Source organism: Rhodococcus sp. SBT000017, assembly GCF_003688915.1.
Lineage (GTDB): Bacteria > Actinomycetota > Actinomycetes > Mycobacteriales > Mycobacteriaceae > Rhodococcoides.
The window spans coordinates 2,639,844-2,660,932 of record NZ_REFU01000001.1; the positions used below are offsets into that span (position 1 = coordinate 2,639,844).

Annotated in this window: 25 protein-coding genes and 1 pseudogene; 16 read left to right on the forward strand and 10 right to left on the reverse strand. The window is 64.4% G+C overall.

All coding sequences use genetic code 11. The features are described 5' to 3' along the window. The first annotated feature begins 2 nt into the window (after positions 1-2). The 6 genes from AYK61_RS12165 (at position 3) to AYK61_RS12195 (ending at position 4,444) form a co-directional block, all read left to right on the forward strand. A complete protein-coding gene (locus AYK61_RS12165) occupies positions 3-488 on the forward strand; it encodes a CrcB family protein (RefSeq protein ID WP_094731922.1) in 486 nt (161 codons plus the stop codon). Then, positions 485-850, forward strand: coding sequence for a fluoride efflux transporter CrcB (crcB, locus tag AYK61_RS12170; protein WP_121870958.1), 366 nt, complete (start codon positions 485-487; stop codon positions 848-850). The genes AYK61_RS12165 and crcB overlap by 4 nt, the downstream gene beginning before the upstream one ends. A gap of 10 nt (positions 851-860) precedes the next feature. Beyond that, positions 861-1,421 (forward strand): universal stress protein, encoded by a 561-nt coding sequence (locus AYK61_RS12175; protein WP_094650916.1) that lies wholly within the window; start codon positions 861-863, stop codon positions 1,419-1,421. A gap of 198 nt (positions 1,422-1,619) precedes the next feature. Continuing rightward, a complete protein-coding gene (locus AYK61_RS12185; RefSeq protein WP_397484812.1) occupies positions 1,620-2,759 on the forward strand; it encodes a LysR family transcriptional regulator in 1,140 nt (379 codons plus the stop codon). A 69-nt stretch (positions 2,760-2,828) separates the two neighbouring features. After that, positions 2,829-4,001, forward strand: a complete 1,173-nt coding sequence (locus AYK61_RS12190) for a TDT family transporter (RefSeq protein WP_094731921.1) — start codon at positions 2,829-2,831, stop codon at positions 3,999-4,001. Between the two features lie 95 nt (positions 4,002-4,096). After that, positions 4,097-4,444: a hypothetical protein gene (locus tag AYK61_RS12195; RefSeq protein ID WP_121870959.1), complete on the forward strand. Its 348-nt coding sequence runs from the start codon at positions 4,097-4,099 to the stop codon at positions 4,442-4,444. Positions 4,445-4,475: 31 nt separating this feature from the next. Here the strand turns inward: AYK61_RS12195 and AYK61_RS12200 are convergent, their stop codons facing one another. Continuing rightward, positions 4,476-5,111 (reverse strand): uracil-DNA glycosylase, encoded by a 636-nt coding sequence (locus AYK61_RS12200; RefSeq protein WP_051364861.1) that lies wholly within the window; start codon positions 5,109-5,111, stop codon positions 4,476-4,478. Positions 5,112-5,867: 756 nt separating this feature from the next. On the opposite strand from AYK61_RS12200, the gene AYK61_RS12205 reads away from it, so the two are divergent. From AYK61_RS12205 to AYK61_RS12225, 5 genes are all read left to right on the forward strand, one after another. Then, the gene (locus AYK61_RS12205) at positions 5,868-6,707 is read left to right on the forward strand and encodes a hypothetical protein (RefSeq protein ID WP_032370115.1); all 840 of its coding nucleotides are present in this window, start codon (positions 5,868-5,870) and stop codon (positions 6,705-6,707) included. A gap of 400 nt (positions 6,708-7,107) precedes the next feature. Further along, positions 7,108-7,470, forward strand: a complete 363-nt coding sequence (locus AYK61_RS27625; protein WP_080729194.1) for a hypothetical protein — start codon at positions 7,108-7,110, stop codon at positions 7,468-7,470. Between the two features lie 183 nt (positions 7,471-7,653). After that, a complete protein-coding gene (locus AYK61_RS12215) occupies positions 7,654-7,986 on the forward strand; it encodes a hypothetical protein (protein ID WP_052066937.1) in 333 nt (110 codons plus the stop codon). Positions 7,987-8,330: 344 nt separating this feature from the next. Then, complete coding sequence (locus tag AYK61_RS12220) at positions 8,331-8,948, forward strand: bifunctional 2-polyprenyl-6-hydroxyphenol methylase/3-demethylubiquinol 3-O-methyltransferase UbiG (protein ID WP_121870961.1); 618 nt, start codon at positions 8,331-8,333, stop codon at positions 8,946-8,948. Further along, positions 8,945-9,292: a DsrE family protein gene (locus AYK61_RS12225; RefSeq protein ID WP_121870962.1), complete on the forward strand. Its 348-nt coding sequence runs from the start codon at positions 8,945-8,947 to the stop codon at positions 9,290-9,292. Before AYK61_RS12220 ends, AYK61_RS12225 begins: the two co-directional genes overlap by 4 nt. Before the next feature lie 37 nt (positions 9,293-9,329). Here AYK61_RS12225 and AYK61_RS12230 read toward each other — a convergent pair whose 3' ends face one another. Both AYK61_RS12230 and AYK61_RS12235 read right to left on the reverse strand, forming a co-directional pair. After that, positions 9,330-10,202 (reverse strand): cytochrome c biogenesis CcdA family protein, encoded by an 873-nt coding sequence (locus tag AYK61_RS12230; RefSeq protein WP_121870963.1) that lies wholly within the window; start codon positions 10,200-10,202, stop codon positions 9,330-9,332. 11 nt (positions 10,203-10,213) lie between these two features. Further along, on the reverse strand, positions 10,214-10,942 hold the full coding sequence (locus tag AYK61_RS12235; RefSeq protein WP_121870964.1) for a thioredoxin domain-containing protein: 729 nt from the start codon (positions 10,940-10,942) through the stop codon (positions 10,214-10,216). Between the two features lie 106 nt (positions 10,943-11,048). Between AYK61_RS12235 and AYK61_RS12240 the strand changes: the two genes are divergently transcribed. The 3 genes from AYK61_RS12240 to AYK61_RS12250 all read left to right on the forward strand — a co-directional run bounded on the left by AYK61_RS12240 (position 11,049) and on the right by AYK61_RS12250 (position 13,220). Further along, entirely contained in the window at positions 11,049-11,561 is a 513-nt protein-coding gene (locus tag AYK61_RS12240) for a hypothetical protein (RefSeq protein ID WP_121870965.1), read from the forward strand. 78 nt (positions 11,562-11,639) lie between these two features. Further along, entirely contained in the window at positions 11,640-12,047 is a 408-nt protein-coding gene (locus AYK61_RS12245) for a DUF302 domain-containing protein (protein WP_058253875.1), read from the forward strand. Continuing rightward, on the forward strand, positions 12,048-13,220 hold the full coding sequence (locus tag AYK61_RS12250; protein WP_121870966.1) for a hypothetical protein: 1,173 nt from the start codon (positions 12,048-12,050) through the stop codon (positions 13,218-13,220). Between the two features lie 22 nt (positions 13,221-13,242). On the opposite strand, the gene AYK61_RS12255 is transcribed toward AYK61_RS12250, so the two are convergent. Further along, entirely contained in the window at positions 13,243-13,536 is a 294-nt protein-coding gene (locus tag AYK61_RS12255; protein WP_259468025.1) for a YgaP-like transmembrane domain, read from the reverse strand. 102 nt (positions 13,537-13,638) lie between these two features. Here AYK61_RS12255 and AYK61_RS27845 point away from each other — a divergent pair. Both AYK61_RS27845 and AYK61_RS12260 read left to right on the forward strand, forming a co-directional pair. Then, positions 13,639-13,734, forward strand: a pseudogene (locus AYK61_RS27845) (sigma factor); the annotation flags it as partial. Positions 13,735-13,813: 79 nt separating this feature from the next. Next, positions 13,814-14,275, forward strand: a complete 462-nt coding sequence (locus AYK61_RS12260; protein WP_259468026.1) for a sigma factor-like helix-turn-helix DNA-binding protein — start codon at positions 13,814-13,816, stop codon at positions 14,273-14,275. 582 nt (positions 14,276-14,857) lie between these two features. Here the strand turns inward: AYK61_RS12260 and AYK61_RS12265 are convergent. The 6 genes from AYK61_RS12265 to AYK61_RS12290 all read right to left on the reverse strand — a co-directional run bounded on the left by AYK61_RS12265 (position 14,858) and on the right by AYK61_RS12290 (position 21,070). Beyond that, positions 14,858-15,391 (reverse strand): hypothetical protein, encoded by a 534-nt coding sequence (locus AYK61_RS12265; protein ID WP_121870967.1) that lies wholly within the window; start codon positions 15,389-15,391, stop codon positions 14,858-14,860. After that, complete coding sequence (gene ctaD / locus AYK61_RS12270; protein WP_121870968.1) at positions 15,388-17,160, reverse strand: cytochrome c oxidase subunit I; 1,773 nt, start codon at positions 17,158-17,160, stop codon at positions 15,388-15,390. Before ctaD ends, AYK61_RS12265 begins: the two co-directional genes overlap by 4 nt. 87 nt (positions 17,161-17,247) lie before the next feature. Beyond that, positions 17,248-18,081 (reverse strand): sulfite exporter TauE/SafE family protein, encoded by an 834-nt coding sequence (locus AYK61_RS12275; RefSeq protein ID WP_259468027.1) that lies wholly within the window; start codon positions 18,079-18,081, stop codon positions 17,248-17,250. Position 18,082: 1 nt separating this feature from the next. Then, on the reverse strand, positions 18,083-18,421 hold the full coding sequence (locus AYK61_RS12280; RefSeq protein WP_121870969.1) for a rhodanese-like domain-containing protein: 339 nt from the start codon (positions 18,419-18,421) through the stop codon (positions 18,083-18,085). 28 nt (positions 18,422-18,449) lie between these two features. Further along, complete coding sequence (locus tag AYK61_RS12285; protein ID WP_121870970.1) at positions 18,450-19,238, reverse strand: GntR family transcriptional regulator; 789 nt, start codon at positions 19,236-19,238, stop codon at positions 18,450-18,452. Between the two features lie 437 nt (positions 19,239-19,675). After that, positions 19,676-21,070, reverse strand: coding sequence for a rhodanese-like domain-containing protein (locus tag AYK61_RS12290; RefSeq protein ID WP_121870971.1), 1,395 nt, complete (start codon positions 21,068-21,070; stop codon positions 19,676-19,678). Positions 21,071-21,089: the final 19 nt, after the last annotated feature.

Sequence of the window (21,089 nt, forward strand, 5' to 3'; positions counted from 1 at the left end):
CCATGAATGGCCATCACGATCCGAATCCGACCCTACCGGTCGATCCCGACAGTGCGCCCCCAGGCCCGCTGCATGCGCGACCGTCCGCGATCGCCGCAGTCGGTGCCGGTGGATTGATTGGGGCACCACTGCGATACCAGCTCGGACTGTGGTTTCCGACTGCCGCAGGTGGCTGGCCGGTGACGACCTTCGCCATCAACATTGTTGGCGCATTCCTACTCGGTTTACTGCTGGAGGGATTGGCTCGCCTGGGCCCGGACATTCGGCGGCGGCAACGAGTCCGGCTGTTGGTGGGCACCGGGATGCTCGGTTCTTTCACCACCTACAGCACACTGGCCGTCGATACCGATCTGTTTCTGCGCAGCAATCAGTGGTGGGCCGCCGGCAGCTACGCGGCCGGTACCGTACTGGTGGCGATGGTGGCCACCACCGCCGGAATCGCGATCGCCGCTCGACTGCGGTCACGGTCCGCAGAGGCGATTAGATGACGACACTCTGGATCGCCTGCGGGGGCAGCGCCGGGGCGATCGTCCGTTTTGTGCTCGACGGGGCCATCAGGCACCACCGGGCGTCGGATTTTCCCTGGGCGACAGCGACCATCAACGTGACCGGATCGCTGCTCCTCGGGTTCGTCATCGGACTGATCCTTTTCCACGGACTACCCCAGGAACTTCAGCTGATCGTGGGCATCGGGTTCTGCGGCGGGTACACCACCTTCAGCACCGCCAGTTTCGAGACGGTGCGGCTGATCCAACGTCAGAAGTACATCGCTGGCGTGTTGAACGCGGTCGGCACCCTGCTGGTGACTGTCGTCGCCGGCGGTGCCGGTCTCATCGCCGCTTCCGTATGAGGAGAAAACAATGACCGAAGACGATCCCAGCCACGCCTCCTGCGACGACCTAGGGGACTGGCGCGCTCCGTTACAGGTGGACGGCCCCGCCGCCTCGGTAGAACCGGTGTGCCAGCTGGTCGTGGGGTTCGACCGGCACCCAGCAAGCCACGCTGCCTTGACCTACGCGATGGACCTTGCCGGTCGACTGAACGCGTTCCTGCATGTAGCGCACATCGTCGACACCGATGACCTGCCGATCGACCCGGACAGTGCCGACTGGGAGCAATGTATAGGCGATGTCGTCGACCAAGAACGCCGCGAGGCATGCGCGATGCTGGCCGCCATCCCCGGGAACTGGGCGTTCTACTCGAGGCGGGGCAACCCGGCTCGACTGTTGACCATGATCGCCGACGCCAACGACGCCCTGATGCTCATCATCGGTACCAACCGCGGCGGGATGATGTCACTGGTGGAGAGGGCCGTCGGCGAATCTGTGTCCGCGACACTGGCCCGCCACGCCCACCGCCCGGTCCTCCTCGTCCCCGCTACCGATAGGCAGCATAGTGACGCAGCCCAAACACGCCGATGACCCATCCGCCGCGCCGGGTTCCCACCGCGCGCTTCCAGAAAGAAATCCACCGAACCGCCGCGACCATCGATGGGGGGCGTGTCGGTTCGTTGTCGCGTTCGGGACGGTCAGCATGCTCGCGGACTTCGTCTACGAAGGTGCCCGCTCGATCACCGGCCCCCTCGCCTCGCGGGGGGCTATCGCCTTCGTCGTCGGGGTGTGGTCACCGGATTCGACGAGGCCGCAGCGCTGATGGTGCGCTCGGTCTCCGGCCCGGTGGCATACACCGACCCGCCGCTTCTGGGCGTCGACGTATCCGGTTACGCAAACCCCGTCATCACCGTGCACTTCCTCTGGATCGCCGGCGCTGCATTGAGCATCGAATGGGGACTTTCCCGGCAAACCCGCCTGTGGCCCCGTGCCCAGTACGACTGCAGTCTCTACGCTGGCACCGTGCCCCTGCCGACCCATGTGACCGACCTGATCAGCTACGAATTATTGCTGTCCGTCGCCGAGCTGGGAAGCATCGGGCGCGCAGGGGCTGCGCATGGCATGTCGCAGCCAGCGGCGAGCGCACGCCTGAAAGCACTCGAAAGCCGCGTCGGGGTAGCACTCCTGCATCGCGGGCAGCGAGGTGCCACCCTCACCGCAACCGGCGAATTGGTCGCCGGCTGGGCCGAGCGCGTCATCGCCGAAGCCGCCGAGCTCGCCACGAGCATCGCAATGCTGCGCACCGACCGCCACAGCCACATTCGTATCGCCGCAAGCCTCACGATCGCCGAATACCTGATACCGCGATGGCTCATCACACTGCGCTCCCACGACACTTCCATCACACCGGCTCTCACCTCCGGAAACTCTGTCGACGTAGCCGCATCGGTGCTCGACGGCCGCGCCGACATCGGATTCGTCGAAAACCCCGATCTGCCCAGCGGACTCCAATCGAAGGACGTTGCCCGCGACGAACTCGTCGTCGTCGTCGCCCCCGATCATCAATGGGTTCGACGAACGATCACGGCGAGCGAACTGGCCGCGACACCGCTGGTCACCCGCGAACCCGGGTCCGGCACACGTCTCGCGCTCGAACGTGTGCTCCGGACTGCGGGCCCACTCGCCGCGCCACTGCTCGAGGTGTCCTCCACCACTGCCATCAAAGCTGCCGTCATCGGCGGCCTCGCACCGGCCGTACTCAGCTCCCTCGCGGTATCCGCCGAGATCGCCGCCGGGACACTGGCCCGCGTTCACACAGAGGGGCTCGACCTGCGCCGGTTCCTGCGTGCCGTGTGGCCCGCGGGCCGTGAACTGCGAGGACCGTCGAGCGACCTGCTCGTCGTCGCCCTCAGATCCCCGCAGCCATAACCTGAGGTTGGGACCGGCCAGGTAATCGGTGTCTACCGATGACGACTGTGTGCGACGACGCTGGAAGTCATGACCACGACAGCTCTGCACCGCTCCTCCATCACGTCTCGGCGCGGCGACGATACCGAGCGGCCGCGCAAGTGGCCGGTGCTCTCCGACCTCGACCACCCGAGCCAGATCTTCGAACACATCACCCCCAACTGGTTCGCCTCGGTCATGGGCACCGGTATCGTCGCCAACGCCGCCGCCACCCTGCCCGCCCACATCCCCGGACTGCACGTGTTCGCAACGATCGTGTGGATCGCAGCGTCGGTCGCCTTGATCACACTCTCCGGTGCCTTCGCAGTGCACTGGATCCGACACCGGCAGTATGCGCGTGAGCACGCCGCGCATCCGGTGATGGTGCAGTTCTACGGCGCACCCCCCATGGCGCTGCTGACCGTCGGTGCCGGGACGATGCTGCTGGGCAAAGACGTCATCGGAGCGGCGCCCGCAACCGTGATTTTTGCCGTCCTGTGGACCGCTGGCACAGCCCTCGGGCTGATCACCAGCATTCTCGTGCCCTACCTGATGATCACCGCCCACGATCACCAGACCGCCGTCGCACTCCCGGCGTGGTTGATGCCCGTCGTACCGCCGATGGTGTCCGCCTCCACCGGTGCGCTGCTGCTCCCTCATATCGCGGATGGGCAGTGGCGCCTGGCCATGCTGTCCGGTTGCTACGCGATGTTCGGGCTGTCACTGATCATCGGAATGCTGACCATGACGCTCATCTACGGACGGCTCGTCCACGGCGGAATCCCGCCGGTCCAGGCAGCACCGACGGTGTGGATCACCCTCGGCATGATCGGTCAATCGATCACCGCCGCGAACCTGCTCGGCAACGATGCACCCTTGGTGTTCACCGGCGAGACGGCCTCCGTCGCAACCGGTCTGCACGTGTTCGGCATTCTGTACGGACTGGCGATGGGCGGCTTCGGCGTCTTGATGTTCATCCTCGCAACCGCCCTCACCATCCATGCCGCCCAGAAGGGACTGGCGTTCTCGTTGACCTGGTGGTCGTTCACCTTCCCCATCGGCACCTGCGTCACCGGTGCCACTGCCCTCGGCGGCGCTCTGGGGTCGGCCGCGGTCGAGGCCATTGCGATCGGACTGTATGCGGCGTTGCTCGCAGCCTGGGGCACAGTCGCCGCCCACACTCTCCGCGGTAGCGTGCAAGGAAAACTTTTTCAACCCAGCTGAACCGACCGCCGGGTAGTACCCACTCGGAACGCTGATACCGAACGAACAGCGTTGTTCCAATCGACCACTGACCCCGGAAAGGACTCACGATCACGATGAACACACCGAATGCAGACACACCGACTTCCGATACCCCGAGACGGGGCAGCCGCGGACGCGTCTGGGCGCGAGTCACCGAAAATTATCTGGCCTGGCTGTTGCTGATGGCGGGAACAGCTGCTGCGGGGGCCTTTCTCACTGCCCTCGCCGGCGGGTTCGAGGGCTGGACCGTCGTCGCAGCGATCGTGACAGTGGTGCTGTTCGCGGGATGTTGGTTCTCATATCGAGACGGTGCACGCCGGGGTGCCGCCGAACCACACATTGTCCAGTACCACCCCGACAGCCCGGACGAGGTGATCGACATCGACACCGACACCGGCGAACGCCAGCCCCACCAGGACTGACCGGTCGGAGGCAGCAGCAGCACGATCCGGCCTACCTCAGCACAGTGCGGGGTTCAGGTGCCTTCTCCAGGTGCGTTGCGACCGACAGTGCTGCGTTGATCAACCGCTGGCGAGCAGCCGCCGGTGCGTGTGCGTTGCGAGCCGAGGGGTGCGGTGCCGCTATCACTGGGAGGAGGCGGGTGGGAGCAGATGCAGTGATGACGCGCATGTAGCCATCGAGAGCCTTCGCACCGAGAACGAAAACCACCTCCAGTTTCGGCAGCAAGGCCATGAGCTCGCCGACATATGGGCCCGCCTCACCGAGAACGGATGCCGTCGGCGATACCGGATGACCGGCGTCGTCGAGCACTGCCCACGGCACGATATTCCACTTGACGCACTGCACCCGGTCGATACCCGCGTCGGCGAACACCGATTTCAGCACGGGGTTCGTTCGATCTGGATTGTCGAACGAACACATGTTGGTCCCGCCCGGACGTATCGTTTTCGGCCCCGGAGACTCCAACAGCACCAGACAGCGAGCCGCGTCGCCGCCGTCGTCGGGATCGAACAGTGGAATGGACCGTGCAGTGTCGATCCTCCATCGCAACACCGACGCATTGAGTGAGCGGACCGGGGCATCGTGCGCTCGGGCGTGCTTTCCGGACCACACGTCATCATCTGTCATACGCCGCATTCACTGCTGACCCACGCCACACGTACTGCTGGCCATGGGGAAACGCACCGTGAGCCGTAGACGCCAGCTCTCGGTGGCTCGCCTCGACGACCACTGCTGAGCGTTTGACGACTCCGCTGCCTGAACACACCTATGAGATAACCACGACAGGCCGTGTGGTGCCTATTGCACCCGTCTTCTCATCGACTTCGATTCCAGATCAGGTCGGATACCCCCTAGGGTACTTACATACCCCCCTTGGTATATGCCACAGTGGGTACCGAACCGACCGAAAGGACCACCTGTGTGCTCCCCCACCTCGTGCCCGGCATGCGGTAAGACCACCTGGGCCGGTTGCGGTCGCCATATCGACAGCGTCATGGCGAACGTTCCGCAATCGCAGCAGTGCACCTGCTCCACCGAGTCGCCAAATCCAGCAACACGCAGCAGCTTCTTCCGCTCTCTGTTTCGTCGCTGACACCTCACCTCGCAGCACTTCGAGAGCATTTGTCAGTTTCAGAAGACGACTGCACTGTTTCAGAAGTGGACTGCACTAATCACTTCTCGCGACCGCGAGAGCGTCTCGTTCTTCCCGCGCCAGGGTGAGGTTGCTGTAGAGGGCGGATCGTTTCAATCCTGGTCAAACGCGCACCCAAACCGCAGCAAGCCGGTCAGGCCGACTGCCTCGAGATGCAGTTGTCCTGCAAACTGAAACGATTCGGCGTGCCCTCTTGAATCAGTGGTGTGAATCAATGACAAAATCGGTAGATGGGTGTGAAGGATTGGTGGGACGGTCCGCGCCAAGAGGCGGTTCCGCGTACGGTTGCTGTAGGCGGGATACTTCTCAGCCTGGCCGCACTGGTCGCTGGTCTGACCCTGCCCAACAGCGCAAGTTTCTGGATCAGCGTGTGCGCTGCTCTCTTCCTTGTCGGTCCTGGCCTGGTGTTCTCGAATTTGCTTATAGCGCGGTGGCAGAACCGCCGAGTCGAGAGGCAGGCACTTCCATGGCTTGTCTCGATCTGCGCCCTGCTCGCTCAGTCCTTCGACACATGCCGACAGGTTCTGGCGGCTGCAGGCGTCGAACATGAGTTGCCGCCGACACCGAACAAGTGCGACGTTGCGGCTCTCTTGTCGGTGGCCTCGTCCTATCCCGAATTGTTCTGGCAAACATTGTCGAACTCCCAGCCGATCCCTGATTCCATCCGGTTGACGCAAGACGATCTCACCCTCACACACTTCGGGTTGGTTGCACAGATGTTGCGAGAGGCGAGTTCGCTTGTCCCAGTATCTGCTTCATCTCAAGTCGCAACTTTCGCCGAGGCCTGGGCCGAATCCGCTGGCGTGACAATCGTGCACCATCATCGAGAAGACGGTCGGGCCGTTCTAGAGCGAAAAATCGGGTACCCGCAGATTATCGATGCGGCGAGAACCGCAGAACTCAGTCCGACCTTGGTGGCGCACTTCGATACACAGAGTCTAGCCGAGCTGGCTGTGAACCAACTGCTTCGTACTAAGCGGTTGCTAGAAGTGATCGCCGCTGACCTTCCCACTGATGTAGCTAGTTCTCTTCAGGTTTTCGACGTGCCGCAGTTCGATCCCGCAGGCTGACCAGGTTCAACTTCGCTGTCCCGCGTCATCGCAACAGCCGCACACTCGAATCTGGATGACCCAGAAATGCAGTCCACTTCTGAATTCGACAAACGGTGAAAATGTTCGCGCGCGGACTTTCTTCTGTCTGCACGTCCAACATCGTCATGTCTCGTGCACTTGACGTGTGTCCGCCGAGCCGTCGCCATCTTTGCTTCGCCGGCGCTGTTTGCGATACGCAGTATGTCTCGGTCTACGGCTGCCGTTCTGGCCTGTCGGGCAGCCTGGGGATCGATTACTGGCATGCCGACCCGTGGTGGTCTCTGCTGACTTTTCCGTCTGCGCTGCGCGAGGTTTGGGTGTATCGGATACGGCTATGACTTCTGTGGGCCGTTGTCGAGCCAGGAGGAAGGGAGCCGCTGTGAGTGTTGACACCGAAAAACGGTGGCACGACCCTCGGGAGTTCCGTAGAGCGAGTCTGTACACCGCGGTGGTGATCGCCGTTGCTGCTGTCGTTGCCGTCGGCTCGTTGCTTTCTGGAGGTAGCCAGGCTGAGCAGTGTCAGGACGCTGCATTCCGCGTTTGCCGGGATCCGGAACGGCTGGTCCTGGCAGTAGGCCCTCCGACGGTGTTGTTGGTTGGTGGGCTGGGCGCTTTCGGACGGACCTTTCGGGTGTGGCGTGCAGGTGGAGTATGGCCGATCTGGCAAGGGGCAGGATGGTTGCTGTTGGCGCTGATGCTCGTCTATTTCACCGCATCCAGCGGCGTTGTGGTTGGTGGCTGACCGAGCCGACGACCAATGTGGATGTGTCTTCGTGGTAACCGGATACTGCGCAATAGCTCATCGCGTACGAACCGGGTTGTCGGTCGCCGCTACATAGCTGGTCGCGGAGTTGGGTGAACCCACAGCAAGTTTTCAGTGACAGTCGGCGTCCAGGTCGACTTCGACCGAAGGAGGTAAACGAGAATGAATCCGCAGAGGTCCGGTGACACCGGACGCCCTGGTCGTGCGCAGGTCTGGACGCGGGTGGCCGAAAACTATGCGGCGTGGTTGTTGCTGATGGCGGGGATAGCGTCGGCTGGGGTTTTCCTCACCGCTCTCGCCGGCGGCTTCGAAGGTTGGTCCCTCGTCGCGGGTATCGTCACCCTTTTGCTGTTCGCGGGTTGCTGGCTGTCGTTCCGTGATAGCTCTCGACGCGAGGCTGCCGAGCCGAATATGGTCCGCTACCACCCCGATTCACCGGACGTGGTGATCGATGTCGACCAAGACACCGGCGAACGGCAACGTCACCGGGATTGACAGTTACAACGACGGTGCGTGAACGTTTCGTCTGGTGTCGTACTCTGCGACGAGCGCCGGTATCGACTGCACTGCAGCGGAACTCGTGCGCCTGGCCCGTCGACGTCGAGGAGAACGGCGCAATCCGATGGTCCGCGCGTGGCCGGGTTTCGAGGGCGGTGATAGTGCGCGCCTCGAGGTCCTCCTCGGCGTCGGGACGTCTGTTGTTCGGGTTTGGCTCGACACGCTACGAGCGATGGCGTGCAGATCGACGTTTTCGACATTGCGCACCATTCAGGTACCCCTGGGGGTACTCTGGCGGATTCGAGTACTACCCGGTCCGTGTCTTGGAGGAATGTGCGTAGATGGATTCATCTGAGTGGGATGCGCGTTACAGCAGCGTCGAGCATCCGTGGGGCTCGGCCCCGGCGGCTGCCCTGTCTGCGCGGTTCGCGGAGCTGATGCCGGGCCGGGCGATCGACCTGGGCTGTGGAGACGGCCGCCACGCTCGATGGTTGGCCGACGCGGGCTGGACAGTGCACGCTGTCGATTTTTCTTCTGTGGCAATCGAATTGGCACGCAGCGGCGGCGAGGATCGGTCGATCGACTACACCGTCGCCGACGCTCGGACCTGGGAACCATCCGAACCGGTGGATCTGGTGGCCATCGGCTTCCTGCATCTACCGGTCGACGAGTTGGTCGCCGTCATTGCCGGTGCAGCGAGTTGGCTCGCACCGAGCGGACGGCTGTTGTATCTCGGCCATGCGCTCGAGAACTTCACTCACGGTATCGGGGGCCCACCCGATCCGTCGATCCTGCCCGCCATCGACGACCTCGCCCGCGCCGCGAGCGGATTGCAGGTCCGCGAACTGGGACACCTGGTCCGCCCCTTCGGCGAAGGTCGGGCCATCGATGTTCTTCTCCATGCACAGCCGTGGGGCACCGCAGCTCACCGTGATCTGAAGAACGGAACTTTCACGTGACCGATCATCCGACTCCCCTGCGTGTGGTGTTCGCCGTGAACACCACACCCACCGTGGTGGTGCGGGCGATCCACAACCTTCTCGATGCTGCGACCGAGCCGGTGACGATCGAAGTCGTGTGCTTTGGACCGGGCCTCGATGCGGCCTTGCGGTGTTCGGATATTTCCCTGGAGATGCGGGCGTTGATCGATTCGGCCTCCATCACGGTGAAAGCATGCCGCAACAGTCTGGAGGGCAGAGTGCTCGGTGACGACGATCTGCTGATGGGTGTCGAAGTGGTTCCCGCTGCAGTGCTCCATCTCGCTCGACGTCAGCGAGATGGGTGGTCACAGCTCTACACCTGACATCACATCCCCGCTCCAGTGTCGTAGGCACACCGTCTCAGAGAGTTCGGTCCTCGCGTTCACCGTGCTCGGAGGACTCGGCTGCGGTGTCGCGGTCTCGACCACGGACGATGCGCACCGTCAGGACTGCGATGATCACCAGCACTGCGATCAGGAGCACTGCGGTGTTCGGGACCGCGTCGGCCACGTCGCTGATCCAGACCTGCAGCGAGTACTGACTGTCGACCCCCATGACGCCGCCGAGGTTCGCTGTGCCCTCCGTGAGCAGGAACAGCACTCCGATACCGATGAAAAGCACCCCCGATATCAGAGACGTCGTGTGCGTTTTCAGCGGTCCTATGCTGATTTCCCTGCCGCGCAGCCACGTTCGTGATCCGAGCGAGAATCGGTCCCAGACCAGCGCCAGCACGAACAGGGGTATCACCATCCCCGCTGCGTAGAGTGCCATGAGCACTCCACCGTATACGGCCTGACCGCCGGCGACGGCAACGGTCAGGACCGCGCCGAGCAGGGGTCCCGAGCAGAACCCTGCGAGCCCGTAGACCGCGCCGAGGGCAAACACCGATCCGGTGGAGGAGACATCGATGCGCGCGGCTGCTCTCTGAGCGGACCCCAGCGCGAAGCCGCGACCGACGATGATCATCACTCCGAGGGCGATGATGACCACGCCGCCGATCATCGTGGTGACCTCGCGATACCGGGTGATCGCCGAGCCGATGGCACCGACTCCGGCACCGAGGGGCACCAAAACCGCTGCCAGCCCGAGGTAGAAGATCCCGGTGCGGCCGGCGAGCTTGCCGGCCCCGTCGAAGGCGTACGCGAAGAAGGAAGGGAGCAGCAGGGCCGAGCATGGACTGAGAAGTGCCAGGAGCCCGCCGAGAAATGCTCCGAGAAGTCCGATCTGCGACATCGTGGGCCGCCCTACGCGCCGGCTGCGGTGTCGATCAGATCGACGAATTCCGAGAACGGTTGCGCGCCCAGAACCGGATCACCGTTGACCGAGAACGCCGGAGTGGCCGGGATACCCAGCGACTGCGCTTCGGTGGAGTCGGCGGTGATCGCGGCATCGAATGCGGTGCCGGTGGCGTCGGCGGTGAACCGAGCCAAATCCGGTACCCCGGCCTGTTGCGCGTAGCTTTGCAGCGTCTCCAGTGTCAGGTCCGCGTGACCGGTCTCGGGTGCATCGGCGTAGACGGCGCGGGTGAACTCCCAGAACTTGCCCTGGGCGGCGGCGGCGCGTCCGGCCCGGGCAGCATCGAATGATTGTTGCCCGAAAATGGGTAGATCTCGCCATTCGATGCGCAGGGTGCCGGTATCGACGTATCGATCGATCAGTTGCGGCTCGGTTTCCCGGCTGAACTGGGCGCAGAACGGACACCGAAAGTCCGAGAAGGCGATCATCACTACCGGGGCGTCGACGTCGCCGAGGGCCATCGGATCATCGGGCTCGCGGTGCGCCAGATCGCCGAGCGGTCCCATCACCGGCGGGCCGCTCGCGCTGCTCGACCCGGCGTCCGGTGCGGCCTCCGACTGCTCGCCGTCACCTGTCGTTCCGAGCACGAGAGCTCCCACGAGCACGGCCGCCACCACCACGGCGATGGCCAGGAGCACGATGTCTCGTCGGCGAGTGGAGCGAGATGTCGAAGTCATGCAATACCTTTCGGCAGTCGGCAATACTGGCAGCGATACCCATCTGGGTATAGCCTCACAGTGTCACCCTACTCACACAACTACAACCCGTAGGAGATCCTCGCTGATGACCGAGCCCGCCACGTCCGACCGCCTCGACGTCGAAACCTCAGGCCGTTCCGATGACGAGGTGATCGCCCAGTCCGCTCGGTACGGGCGTTGGGGGATGCGGGCGGCACGCGGCACCGTCGCCGGTGCCGTCACGGTGTTGGTAGTGGGCATTCCCACCGACATCATCGACACGCCCGTCTTCGGCCGTGAGGTGCCGGTGCGGGCGTGGGAGCTTCCGGTTCTGCTGGCCACTGCCCTGTTGACCGCACTGTGGTTCGGGATCGACAAACCCGCGCGGGTCGAGCGGACCGGCACACCCGCCGCTCTCGGTGTCGTACTGACCTTCTTCGCCGTCGGGTGTCCGGTGTGCAACAAGCTGGTACTTCTCGCGCTCGGCACCTCGGGTGCCCTGGGGTTGTGGGCACCGATACAACCCATCCTCGCCGGGGTGTCCCTGGCAATGCTGACGGCAGCGGTGATCGTCCGATGGCGCAAACGCGACTGCACCTCCGCGTCCTGCGCAGCATGACCGGGCGACGCCTGCTCACCCGCGCACCGACCATCGAGTGACCGACACCCGAACCGATCGAAAGGAACCGAACGAACTATGACAGAACTGGCCATCGGCACCCGCGTGGACATGCCGTTCGAAGAAACTGTCGACGCAACCCGTGAGGCACTCGCCGAACAAGGGTTCGGAGTGCTCACCGAGATCGACATGCAGTCGACGTTGAAGAGCAAGATCGACGCCGACATCGAACGCTACGTCATCCTCGGAGCATGCAATCCCCAGCTGGCGAAGGCTGCGATCGACACCGATCGGCAGGTGGGGTTGCTGCTGCCGTGCAACGTGGTGGTGCGAGCCGACGGCAGCAGCACCATCGTCGAAGCGATGAACCCCCAAGTGATGGTGGGGCTCTCGGATGCAGCGGGCCTGGCCGAAGTCGCCGACCGGGCCACTGCACTGCTGCAGAGCGCGATCATGGCACTCGGCGGAGACAGCACCACCACATAGATGGGTGCGCACCGTATCGGCAGAGCGGGGGCGGTGATCGGGACCGTTGCACTGTGCACCGTCGCGCTGGCGTCGGGGTGCAGTTCCTCACCTGCTCGAGACGCCACGGGCACTGATCCGGCGGCGCACCCGTCGTCGCCGGCCGCGCCGCCGCCGGGCTTCGGAGACACGGCACTGTGGTCCATCCCGTTCCTGTCGCAGCCTCACATCGTCGAGGACGGGTTCGTCGGAGTCGTCGACTCCTCGGACGCATCCGGTTCGCGCCGGGTGCAGGTGCTCGACGACACCGGCACACCACGATTCGGCGTGGACGTACCCGCCGATCACGACGAGTTCGCGGTGACCAGCACACACAACCGTGAGCTGTTGATCACCGAGGACATCGATGATTCCGGTTCGGATTCACCGGCCACGATGACCGCCCGCGATACCCGCACCGGCGCCCTCGTGTGGGGTCCGGTCTCCGCTGCAGGCTGCCTGACCGGGTCCGGACTGCTGATCGACGCCGACTGCTCGCAGACAGCAATGCCCGCGGCCGTGGCCGCCATCTCGGCAACCGACGGACACCGCACCGACCTGACGGGTGCGATCTCCGAATCCGGTGGATACGCGGTCACCGTCGACGGCGACACAGCGCGCATCGTGACCGCCGATACCGGCAACACCGCCTGGTCCACCGACACCCTGACCCCGCCCCCCGCAGCGGTTCCCGGGACCGCACGATTCGTCGCTACCGCCGGCAATGCAGTGGTCGTGGCATGGACGATCCCGACCCGTCCCGAACCGATCCAGGCGGTCTATCGACTCTCCGATGCCGAGATCCGATGGATCAGCGGTAGCCGCAGTCCGATGGTGGTGACCGCCGACAGCAGTAGCGGGGCGACGATGATCACCACCGCAGACCTCACCGGCGACGGCATCGCTGTCCTGTTCGAGCGGTACGGCACCCGAGGTTTCACCGCCGATCAATTTCCCGGTGCCGACCGCTTCGCTCTGGTCGGCGGCGTCGTCTACGGCGCGTCGGACTCGGGGGTGACTGCCATCGATGCGACCTCCGGCCGCGTCACCGGCACATCACCGAGTGCCGCACCGACAGCAGTGACCTCGAACGGTGTCGCATTGGCCCAGAGCAGCGACGGGTACACCGCGTTCAAGGTGATCCCCCATTTCTGAGCTGCCCGCCCGCGCGCCCCGTTCAGGACGTCTTGGGCCGACCTCGAAGATCGACGGAGAACAGCGGGCCGAGCAGACACACGTTGATCACCCCGGTCAGCACGAAGACGCCGCCGATCACTCCCACCACGATGCCCCCGACACCGCCGAGTACGAGGGCGACCACGATCAGAGCGATTCCCACGACGATGCGCAGTGCGCGCCCGGCAATACTGCGCAGAATTCGACGAACGACATGATGATTCCAGTTCTGTAGAGGGACTTTCTCTGTTGGACGGGCGAGAACGCCGATGTGGACGAATCGGCGGCTCCTCACGCGAACAGCCCAGCCCCGACCGCGACAGTGCGGCCATACGACGAGCGCTTCGCGCGCGCTCTGATCGACCAAGGCGCGACTCTTCGTCGCTTCGCAGCCGCGATGACACGATCACCGGCCGATACCGACGATCTGGTGCAGGACGTCCTCGAACGCGCGTGGCGCAACCGGAGGACGTTTCGGTCCGAATCGGCGCTCTCGACGTGGCTGTATCGGATCACGCTCGGGCACGGGCGAGATCGATGTACCGATCAGCGACCTCGAGCACCCCGAGACGGTGGCGCAGGCGCTGAGCGATCGGTCCACGGTGCGAGCTGCGCTGGCGACGTTGACCGTCGAGGATCGAATGGTCCTGGCACTGCACGACGGCGAGGGCTGGACGGCGACACAGATCGGTGCGGTCGGTGCGCTCACCACCGCAGCAGTGTACAAGCGCATCCACCGCGCACGGGTGAAGCTGCTACACGCCCTCGACAACGGTCCCGCACACCCGCGAAACGACTCCCAGGCATGCCGGAGCACACTCGCCGCGGCATCGGACTACCTGGACGGGCGTCTCGATGTCGACGCCTCGGCCCGCATCGATACGCACCTGCGGCAGTGTCGCCGGTGCCCACCCATCGCACAGGCCCTGATCGGTATCAAGACCGCCCTCGGCCTGCGGCCGTGGACCAGCGCGGTACCCGAACAGTTCGTCTACGACGTCGCCCACTTGGGCGGACCCCGCCCGCCCCGATGAACGATTATCCCCGACACCCGGAATCGGATACCCCATAGGGTATATTCGGAAGTGAATTGTCGACCGAGGGAGAGACTCATGTGCAGGGCTGTCACGTGCAAGAAATGCGGAAAAACGACCTGGGCGGGATGTGGTCAACACGTCGATCAGGTGATGCGGGGCGTTCCGGCGTCCAATCGCTGCAAGGGGCACGACTCCGATCCGAAGTCACCGGGATTGTTCTCCCGCATGTTCTCCAAGAAGTAGATCGCGGTCCGCAGCCCTGGTCCTGCCAGGGCTGCGACCCGAGTCGTCTTTCTTCGTGGTCTCGCCCGTCGCGGCGTCGACCGGCCAGACCGTGCATGCGCAGGTCCGCATCGTAGTGAACGAACAGCCCCCACCCGATCAGGTGCAACACCACGACCACACTCGCCATCGCCGGCAAGCGGGGGCTCCGTCGCGGGAAAATCGATGTCGCGCAGGCGCACTCACGTCGGCCACCGGCGCAGCCAGCCGTCCGGAGGGCAGTCGAGGGTAGTTGCGATCGACGTCTGCGACCCCGGAGTGGCTTTCGCCGCCGCGGGGTGCGGGCGAGGTTGCTTATCAGCAATGCCCGTTCCCGGAGGTATCGTCGCCGATGCTCGGACCGACCCCGACCAAGGTCAACGACCGACGAGGATGAGGATCGACCCAGACCGAAATGGTGGCACCGGTCACCAGTGCGCGGACGGTCGACCGTTCTGCTTGCACATCGCACCGGTACGTTCCGGACCCGGGCACCGTCACTTCCAGTTCCACCCGTCGTGAATCGATGTCGATGCTCAGGACCACCGCCCACCCTTCGACGATGTCGTCCTCTCGCTCCGCCGCCGTGTCGCGGACCGGAGACACCGCTGCGGGATGCAGCGGTGTGCGGGCTGCGAACATCATCGCCGTCATCAGCAGCACCGCGAAGCCGGCCACCACGGCAGCGGTGACAGCGGTCGCTGACCCGGGTGAGAGTCGAGGGACGAGGAAGGTGAACACCAGGATCAGCGCGAGCACGTAGAACCCCATGGCGACCGCGATCGCGTACGACACTCGCCCCGGTACCAGGACAGCGGCACCTGTCGAGCGCAGTCTCCGCGTGCTCGTCACCGTCGCTCCTCTGAGGTCCCGCTGGCGGTGCCCTCTTCGACGCCGTCGGCGATGATTTCGGAGGGTGCCCGCACGTCGGCGGTGTGGCCCGTCAGCCCGACGTGGGCTTCGGTGCGCATGCGTTCGACCATGTGAGGGTAGTGCAGCTCGAACGCCGGCCGCTCGGAGCGGATCCGGGGTATTTCGGTGAAATTGTGGCGGGGCGGTGGGCAGGTGGTGGCCCATTCGAGAGAGTTGCCGTAGCCCCAGGGATCGTCGACGGTGGCGACCTCGCCGTATCGGTAGGACTTGAACACGTTCCACACGAACGGCAGCGTGGACAGCCCGAGGATGAACTCTCCGATCGAGGAGATCAGGTTCAGGGTGGTGAATCCGTCGGAGGGCAGGTAGTCGGCGTAGCGGCGCGGCATCCCTTCGTTGCCGAGCCAGTGCTGGACCAGGAACGTCATGTGGAAGCCGACGAACGTCGTCCAGAAGTGCCACTTGCCGAGGCGTTCGTCGAGCATGCGTCCGGTGATCTTGGGAAACCAGAAGTACACCCCGGCGTAGGTGGCGAAGACGATGGTCCCGAACAGCACGTAGTGGAAGTGCGCCACCACGAAGTAGGTGTCGGTGACGTGGAAATCGATCGGGGGGCTGGCCAGCAGCACACCGGTCAGTCCGCCGAACAGGAACGTGATCAGAAATCCGATGCTGAACAGCATTGGGGTTTCCAGGGTGACCTGTCCTCGCCACATGGTGCCGATCCAGTTGAACAACTTCACCCCGGTCGGCACGGCGATGAGGAAGGACATGAACGAAAAGAACGGCAGCAGAACAGCTCCGGTGGCGTACATGTGGTGCGCCCACACCGTGATCGAGAGCGCTGCGATGCCGAGGGTGGCGAAGATCAGACCCTTGTAGCCGAAGATGGGTTTGCGGCTGAAGACCGGGAAGATTTCGGAGACGATGCCGAAGAACGGGAGCGCGACGATGTAGACCTCGGGATGGCCGAAAAACCAGAACAGGTGCTGCCAGAGCACCGCTCCCCCGGTCGCCGGGTCGAACACGTGACCACCGAAGTGTCGATCGAATGCCAGCCCGGCCAACGCGGCCGCGAAGGTCGGGAACGCCAGCAGTACCAGCACCGAGGTCACGAGCATGTTCCAGGTGAAGACCGGCATCCGGAACATCGTCATGCCGGGTGCGCGCAGGCACACCACGGTGGTGATGAAGTTGACCGCACCCAAAATGGTGCCGAGTCCGGACAGGATCAGGCCCAGGACCCACAGGTCGGCGCCGACGCCGGGGGAATGCAGTGCGCTCGTCAGCGGCGTGTAGGCAGTCCACCCGAAGTCCGCGGCACCTCCCGGGGTAATGAACCCGGCGAGCACGATCAGCGATCCGAACACGTAGAGCCAGTACGCGAACGCGTTGAGGCGCGGGAACGCGACGTCGGGTGCCCCGATCTGCAGCGGCAGAATGTAATTGGCGAATCCGTATGCGACCGGGACGGCGTAGAGCAGCAGCATGATCGTGCCGTGCATGGTGAACAGCTGGTTGTACTGCTCGTTGGACAGGAACTGCAATCCCGGTACGGCGAGTTCGGTGCGCATGAGCAGCGCCATCAACCCGCCGATGAGGAAGAGCCCGAACGAGGTGACCAGATACATCTTGCCGATCGTCTTGTGATCGGTGGTGGTCACCAGCTGGAACAGCGTCGAGCCCTTCGGCTCGTGACGCATCGGATACGGCCTGGCCGCCTCAGGGCGGGGGATCAGTGCGGTCATCGACGATTTCCTCGATCCAGGTGTGGGATGCGCCGCGTTTGCGTGCGCAGAAATAGGCTGTGATGCACAACGATGTGCGTTACAGGGCTATGGAGGCCTGGACGGTGACGTAGACGGCCACGACGAGTAACAGGGCTGCGAAGGTACGGGTGAGTGTGGTGGCAGTGACTTTGTCGCTGATGGCTTTTCCTGCGAACGAGCCTGCAATTGCCGCGAGGGTGAACGGTACGACAATCTCCCACGGGATGGCGGCACCCGTGCCGAGGCGTTCGGTGAAGGCCCCGCGCTGGTGATCGAGATGATTACCAGTGACGTTCCGACCGCTACGGGCATCGAATAGCCCAGTGCCAGAACCAGGGCAGGGACGATGAGGAATCCGCCACCCACTCCCAGAAAACCCGTGAGGAAGCCGACGACGAGCGCGGAGGCGACCAGCTTGACTACCTGCGACGCGGTGATCTTCACTTTCGCGGGCTTCGTGGCGACCGCGACGGCGCTCGGCCGTGTTCCCGCTGTCTCGGCCGGGTTCGGCGTCGGCAGGTCGGCATCGTGTCCGCGCCGGGTGCGGCGCAGCATCGCACCGGCGGCGACGATCATCAGTGCCGCGAACGCGAGCAGCAAGATCTGCGGGTCGACCGATCGGTTGAGGATCGATCCGCCGAAGGCGGTGACCGAGCCCAGGATTCCGAACACTGCCGCTGCCCGCCACCGAACGTGCCGTGCTCGCGCATGGCTGATGGCCGCGATGATCGAGGTGATTCCGACGATGATCAGCGAGGCACTCGTTGCCGATTGCGGTTCGACCGCCAGGAGATACACCAGGGCAGGAACAGTCAGTATCGATCCCCCACCACCGAGTGCGCCGAGGGAGAGCCCGATGAGAATCCCTGCGGCGACTGCGATCGCGAGGGTGGCGACCATGTCAGATCACTGTGCCGGGGGTGCCGTCATCACGGACCACAGGTCGGCCGTCTTCGTGCCACGCTTTCATTCCGCCCGACAGATTGTGCGCTGCGCGACCGGCATCGGTGAGGGCCGCGACAGCTGTGCTCGACCGAGCACCCGAGCGACACACCACGACCAATTTCTGCTCAGGAGGGTAGGCAGCAGGATCGAGATCGCCGAGGCGTACATGGACGGCGCCCGGGGCGTGGCCGGCTGCCCACTCGTCGTCCTCGCGGACATCGATCAGGATGGCTCCCGATTCGGCGATCAGTGCGTGTGCGGCGGCCGGATCGGCTTCCGGTGGTGCTTCAATCATGAACAACGCTCCTTGGATCCGTGGGTGCTTACAGGGCGTGCAGCGGCGTGGCCGGCACGAAGCGATAGCCGTCGCTCGGTGAGAACGTGGCCGAGACGGTGAACCGATCTCCTCGAATCACTGTGTGCCGCAACTCCACCGGCCGGGAATTCATGCAACCCAAGCGGCGGATCGACAGCGCGGCCGTCTGCTCGTCGATGTCGAGCAGTGCTGCGTCCTCGGCGGTCGGGACGATGGCGGTGACGTCTTCGCGGCCACCGGTGAGGCGGATGCCGCAGCGTTTCTCGAGCTCGATGTACAGAGCCGTGTGAGTAAAGTCCGCATCCAGGAGGTCGCGTGCCAGGTCCCCCGGCAACCAGGCATAGTCGAGCGCCAACGGCATGGTCCCTGCCATACGGATGCGCTCCAGGTAGAGCAGTGGGGCCTTGGGACCGACCTGCAGAGTGGGAGCGACCGCGGGGTCGGTGCGTAGTTCGAGTGCACGCACCACGCTGTGCTGAGCAACACCCGTGGCTTCCACGGCAGCGAAGAGACTGTAGAGCGCACCGAGAGGTTGCTCGATCACCGGCGGACCGGCCAGTCGAGAAGGCCGGCCACGCTCTGCAATCAAGATTCCTTCGTTCCGCAGGTGCCGCAGGGCCTCGCGGGTGGTGTGACGGCTGACGCCGTAGCTCGTCGTCAACGCATGCTCGCCCGGGAACTCGGAGCCGGCGAATTCGTCGTCACCGATTCGGCGGACCAGATCGGCATGCAGTTGCGCCCACAGCGGCATCGCACTCGAGCGGTCGAGCGCGGCACTGCGATCTGGTTCAACCATCAAGGGCCCTCCTGTCGATCTGTGTCGGAATCCGAATTCGAGCCGCCTGCTGCTGCCCTCCGGGCCACTGTACAACAAATGTACGTACATCCGTACGGACAGCAGTAATGCTCTCTACGCGTCGCAGCGATGTCGACCGAGGATCTCCGGTGACCGCAGCTCCCCCGTCCCCCGACGGACCATCCGTCGGCGTCGTCGACACACAACTAGACAGCGCACGAGCTCCCATTGGAGATCGCGCCGAAGCTGGTGAATCCGTCCGCGTAGCGAGCGGCATCCTTCGTTTCTCAGTCGGTCCCGGATCAGGCCAGTCGGTACCGGACCGGGAGTGTCGCCCAGGGGTCTGCTCTACCGCAGGTGGCAACGAGCCGACAGGGCGAGCACAGGACCGAACCGGCGGCGGACAGTACGACCGCCCCCGATTCGGGCGTGTTCGATCAGACTGTTTCGAGCTTGCGCTCGGCCCAGGCGGCGTAACTGCCCTCGAGTTCGACAACTCGGTAGCCGGCGCGGCGCAGAGCGCTGGCTGCGACCGCGTTACGGACGCCACTCTGGCAATAGGTCACGATCGGTCCGCCGGTGGGCAGTCCGTCGAGGTTCCACAGCAATCGGCCGCCGCTGAGCTGTTCGGAGCCAGGTATGTGGCCGTCGGCGTGTTCGGTTTTGTTGCGCACGTCCAGCACCATTGCCGAGTCGAATGAATCCAGCTCGTCCGCACCGATCGTCTCGGGCGTCGTCATGGGGAGGCCTCGTAGACTTGTGACGTACCCGGTCACCGTATCGATGCCGACCCGCAGCAGGTGATCACGGAGCTCGTCGGCGACAGTGCGGTCCTCGGCGAGCACCACCAGTGGAGTGTCCTCTCGCTCGGGGTCGTAGACCCAGGCACCGAACGAGGCTGCCTTGCCGATGCCGGGGATGTTGAGCGCTCCGGGGACAGCGCCGCCGTGCACCTCATCGTGGCCGCGGGTGTCGAGGAGGACGACCTCGTCGGAGTCGAGAGCGCGTGCCAAGTCTGCGGAGTCGTACTCGTGCAGCGGAGAGAGTGGCCCGAGAACGACCGGGCCCTGCTTGTTCTGACGCTTCATCCGGCCGAAGTAGGCGTGTGCATCCGGTTGACCGTCGAGCATCTCGTCGACGAAGCCCTGCTCGTCGTCGCGCTCGACATACCCGGCCCACCAAGCGAAACGGCGTTCGTAGCCGACGCTGGTCGACGGGAGCGCGCCGAGAGCTTTTCCGCAGGCGCTACCCGAACCGTGACCCGGAAAGACCTGGATATGGTCCGGCTGCGTGACGAACGATCGCTTCAGACTGCGGAAGATCTGTTTGGCACCCTCGAAACGGGTGTCGACACCGTCGGCAGCTTCGTCGAGTAGGTCCGGTCGGCCGAGATCGCCGGCGAAGACGAAGTCGCCCGTCAACATGTATCCCGGAGCATCGGCGAAGGCGCCGTCGGTCACCAGGAACGAGAGGTGCTCCGGGGTATGGCCTGGCGTGTGAACGGCTTGCACGGTGATGTTGCCCAGAGCCAGCGTGTCGCCATCGTGGAGGCGTTCGGCATCGAAGCCGTACTGCCAGTCGTCGCCGCCCTCTCCTGAGACGTAGGTGGTCGCGCCGGTGGCCTTGGCAAGCTCGCGAGTGCCGGACAGGTAGTCGGCATGGATGTGGGTCTCGGTCACGGCGGTGATGGTCATGCCATGCCGAGCGGCTAGGTCCAGGTACACACCGATGTCGCGGCGGGCGTCGACCACCACTGCCTCCCCCTTGGCCTGGCAGCCGATGAAGTATCCGGCTTGGGCGAGGTCTTCGTCGTAGATGCGTTCGAGAAGCATTCAAATCTCCTTGTCGATC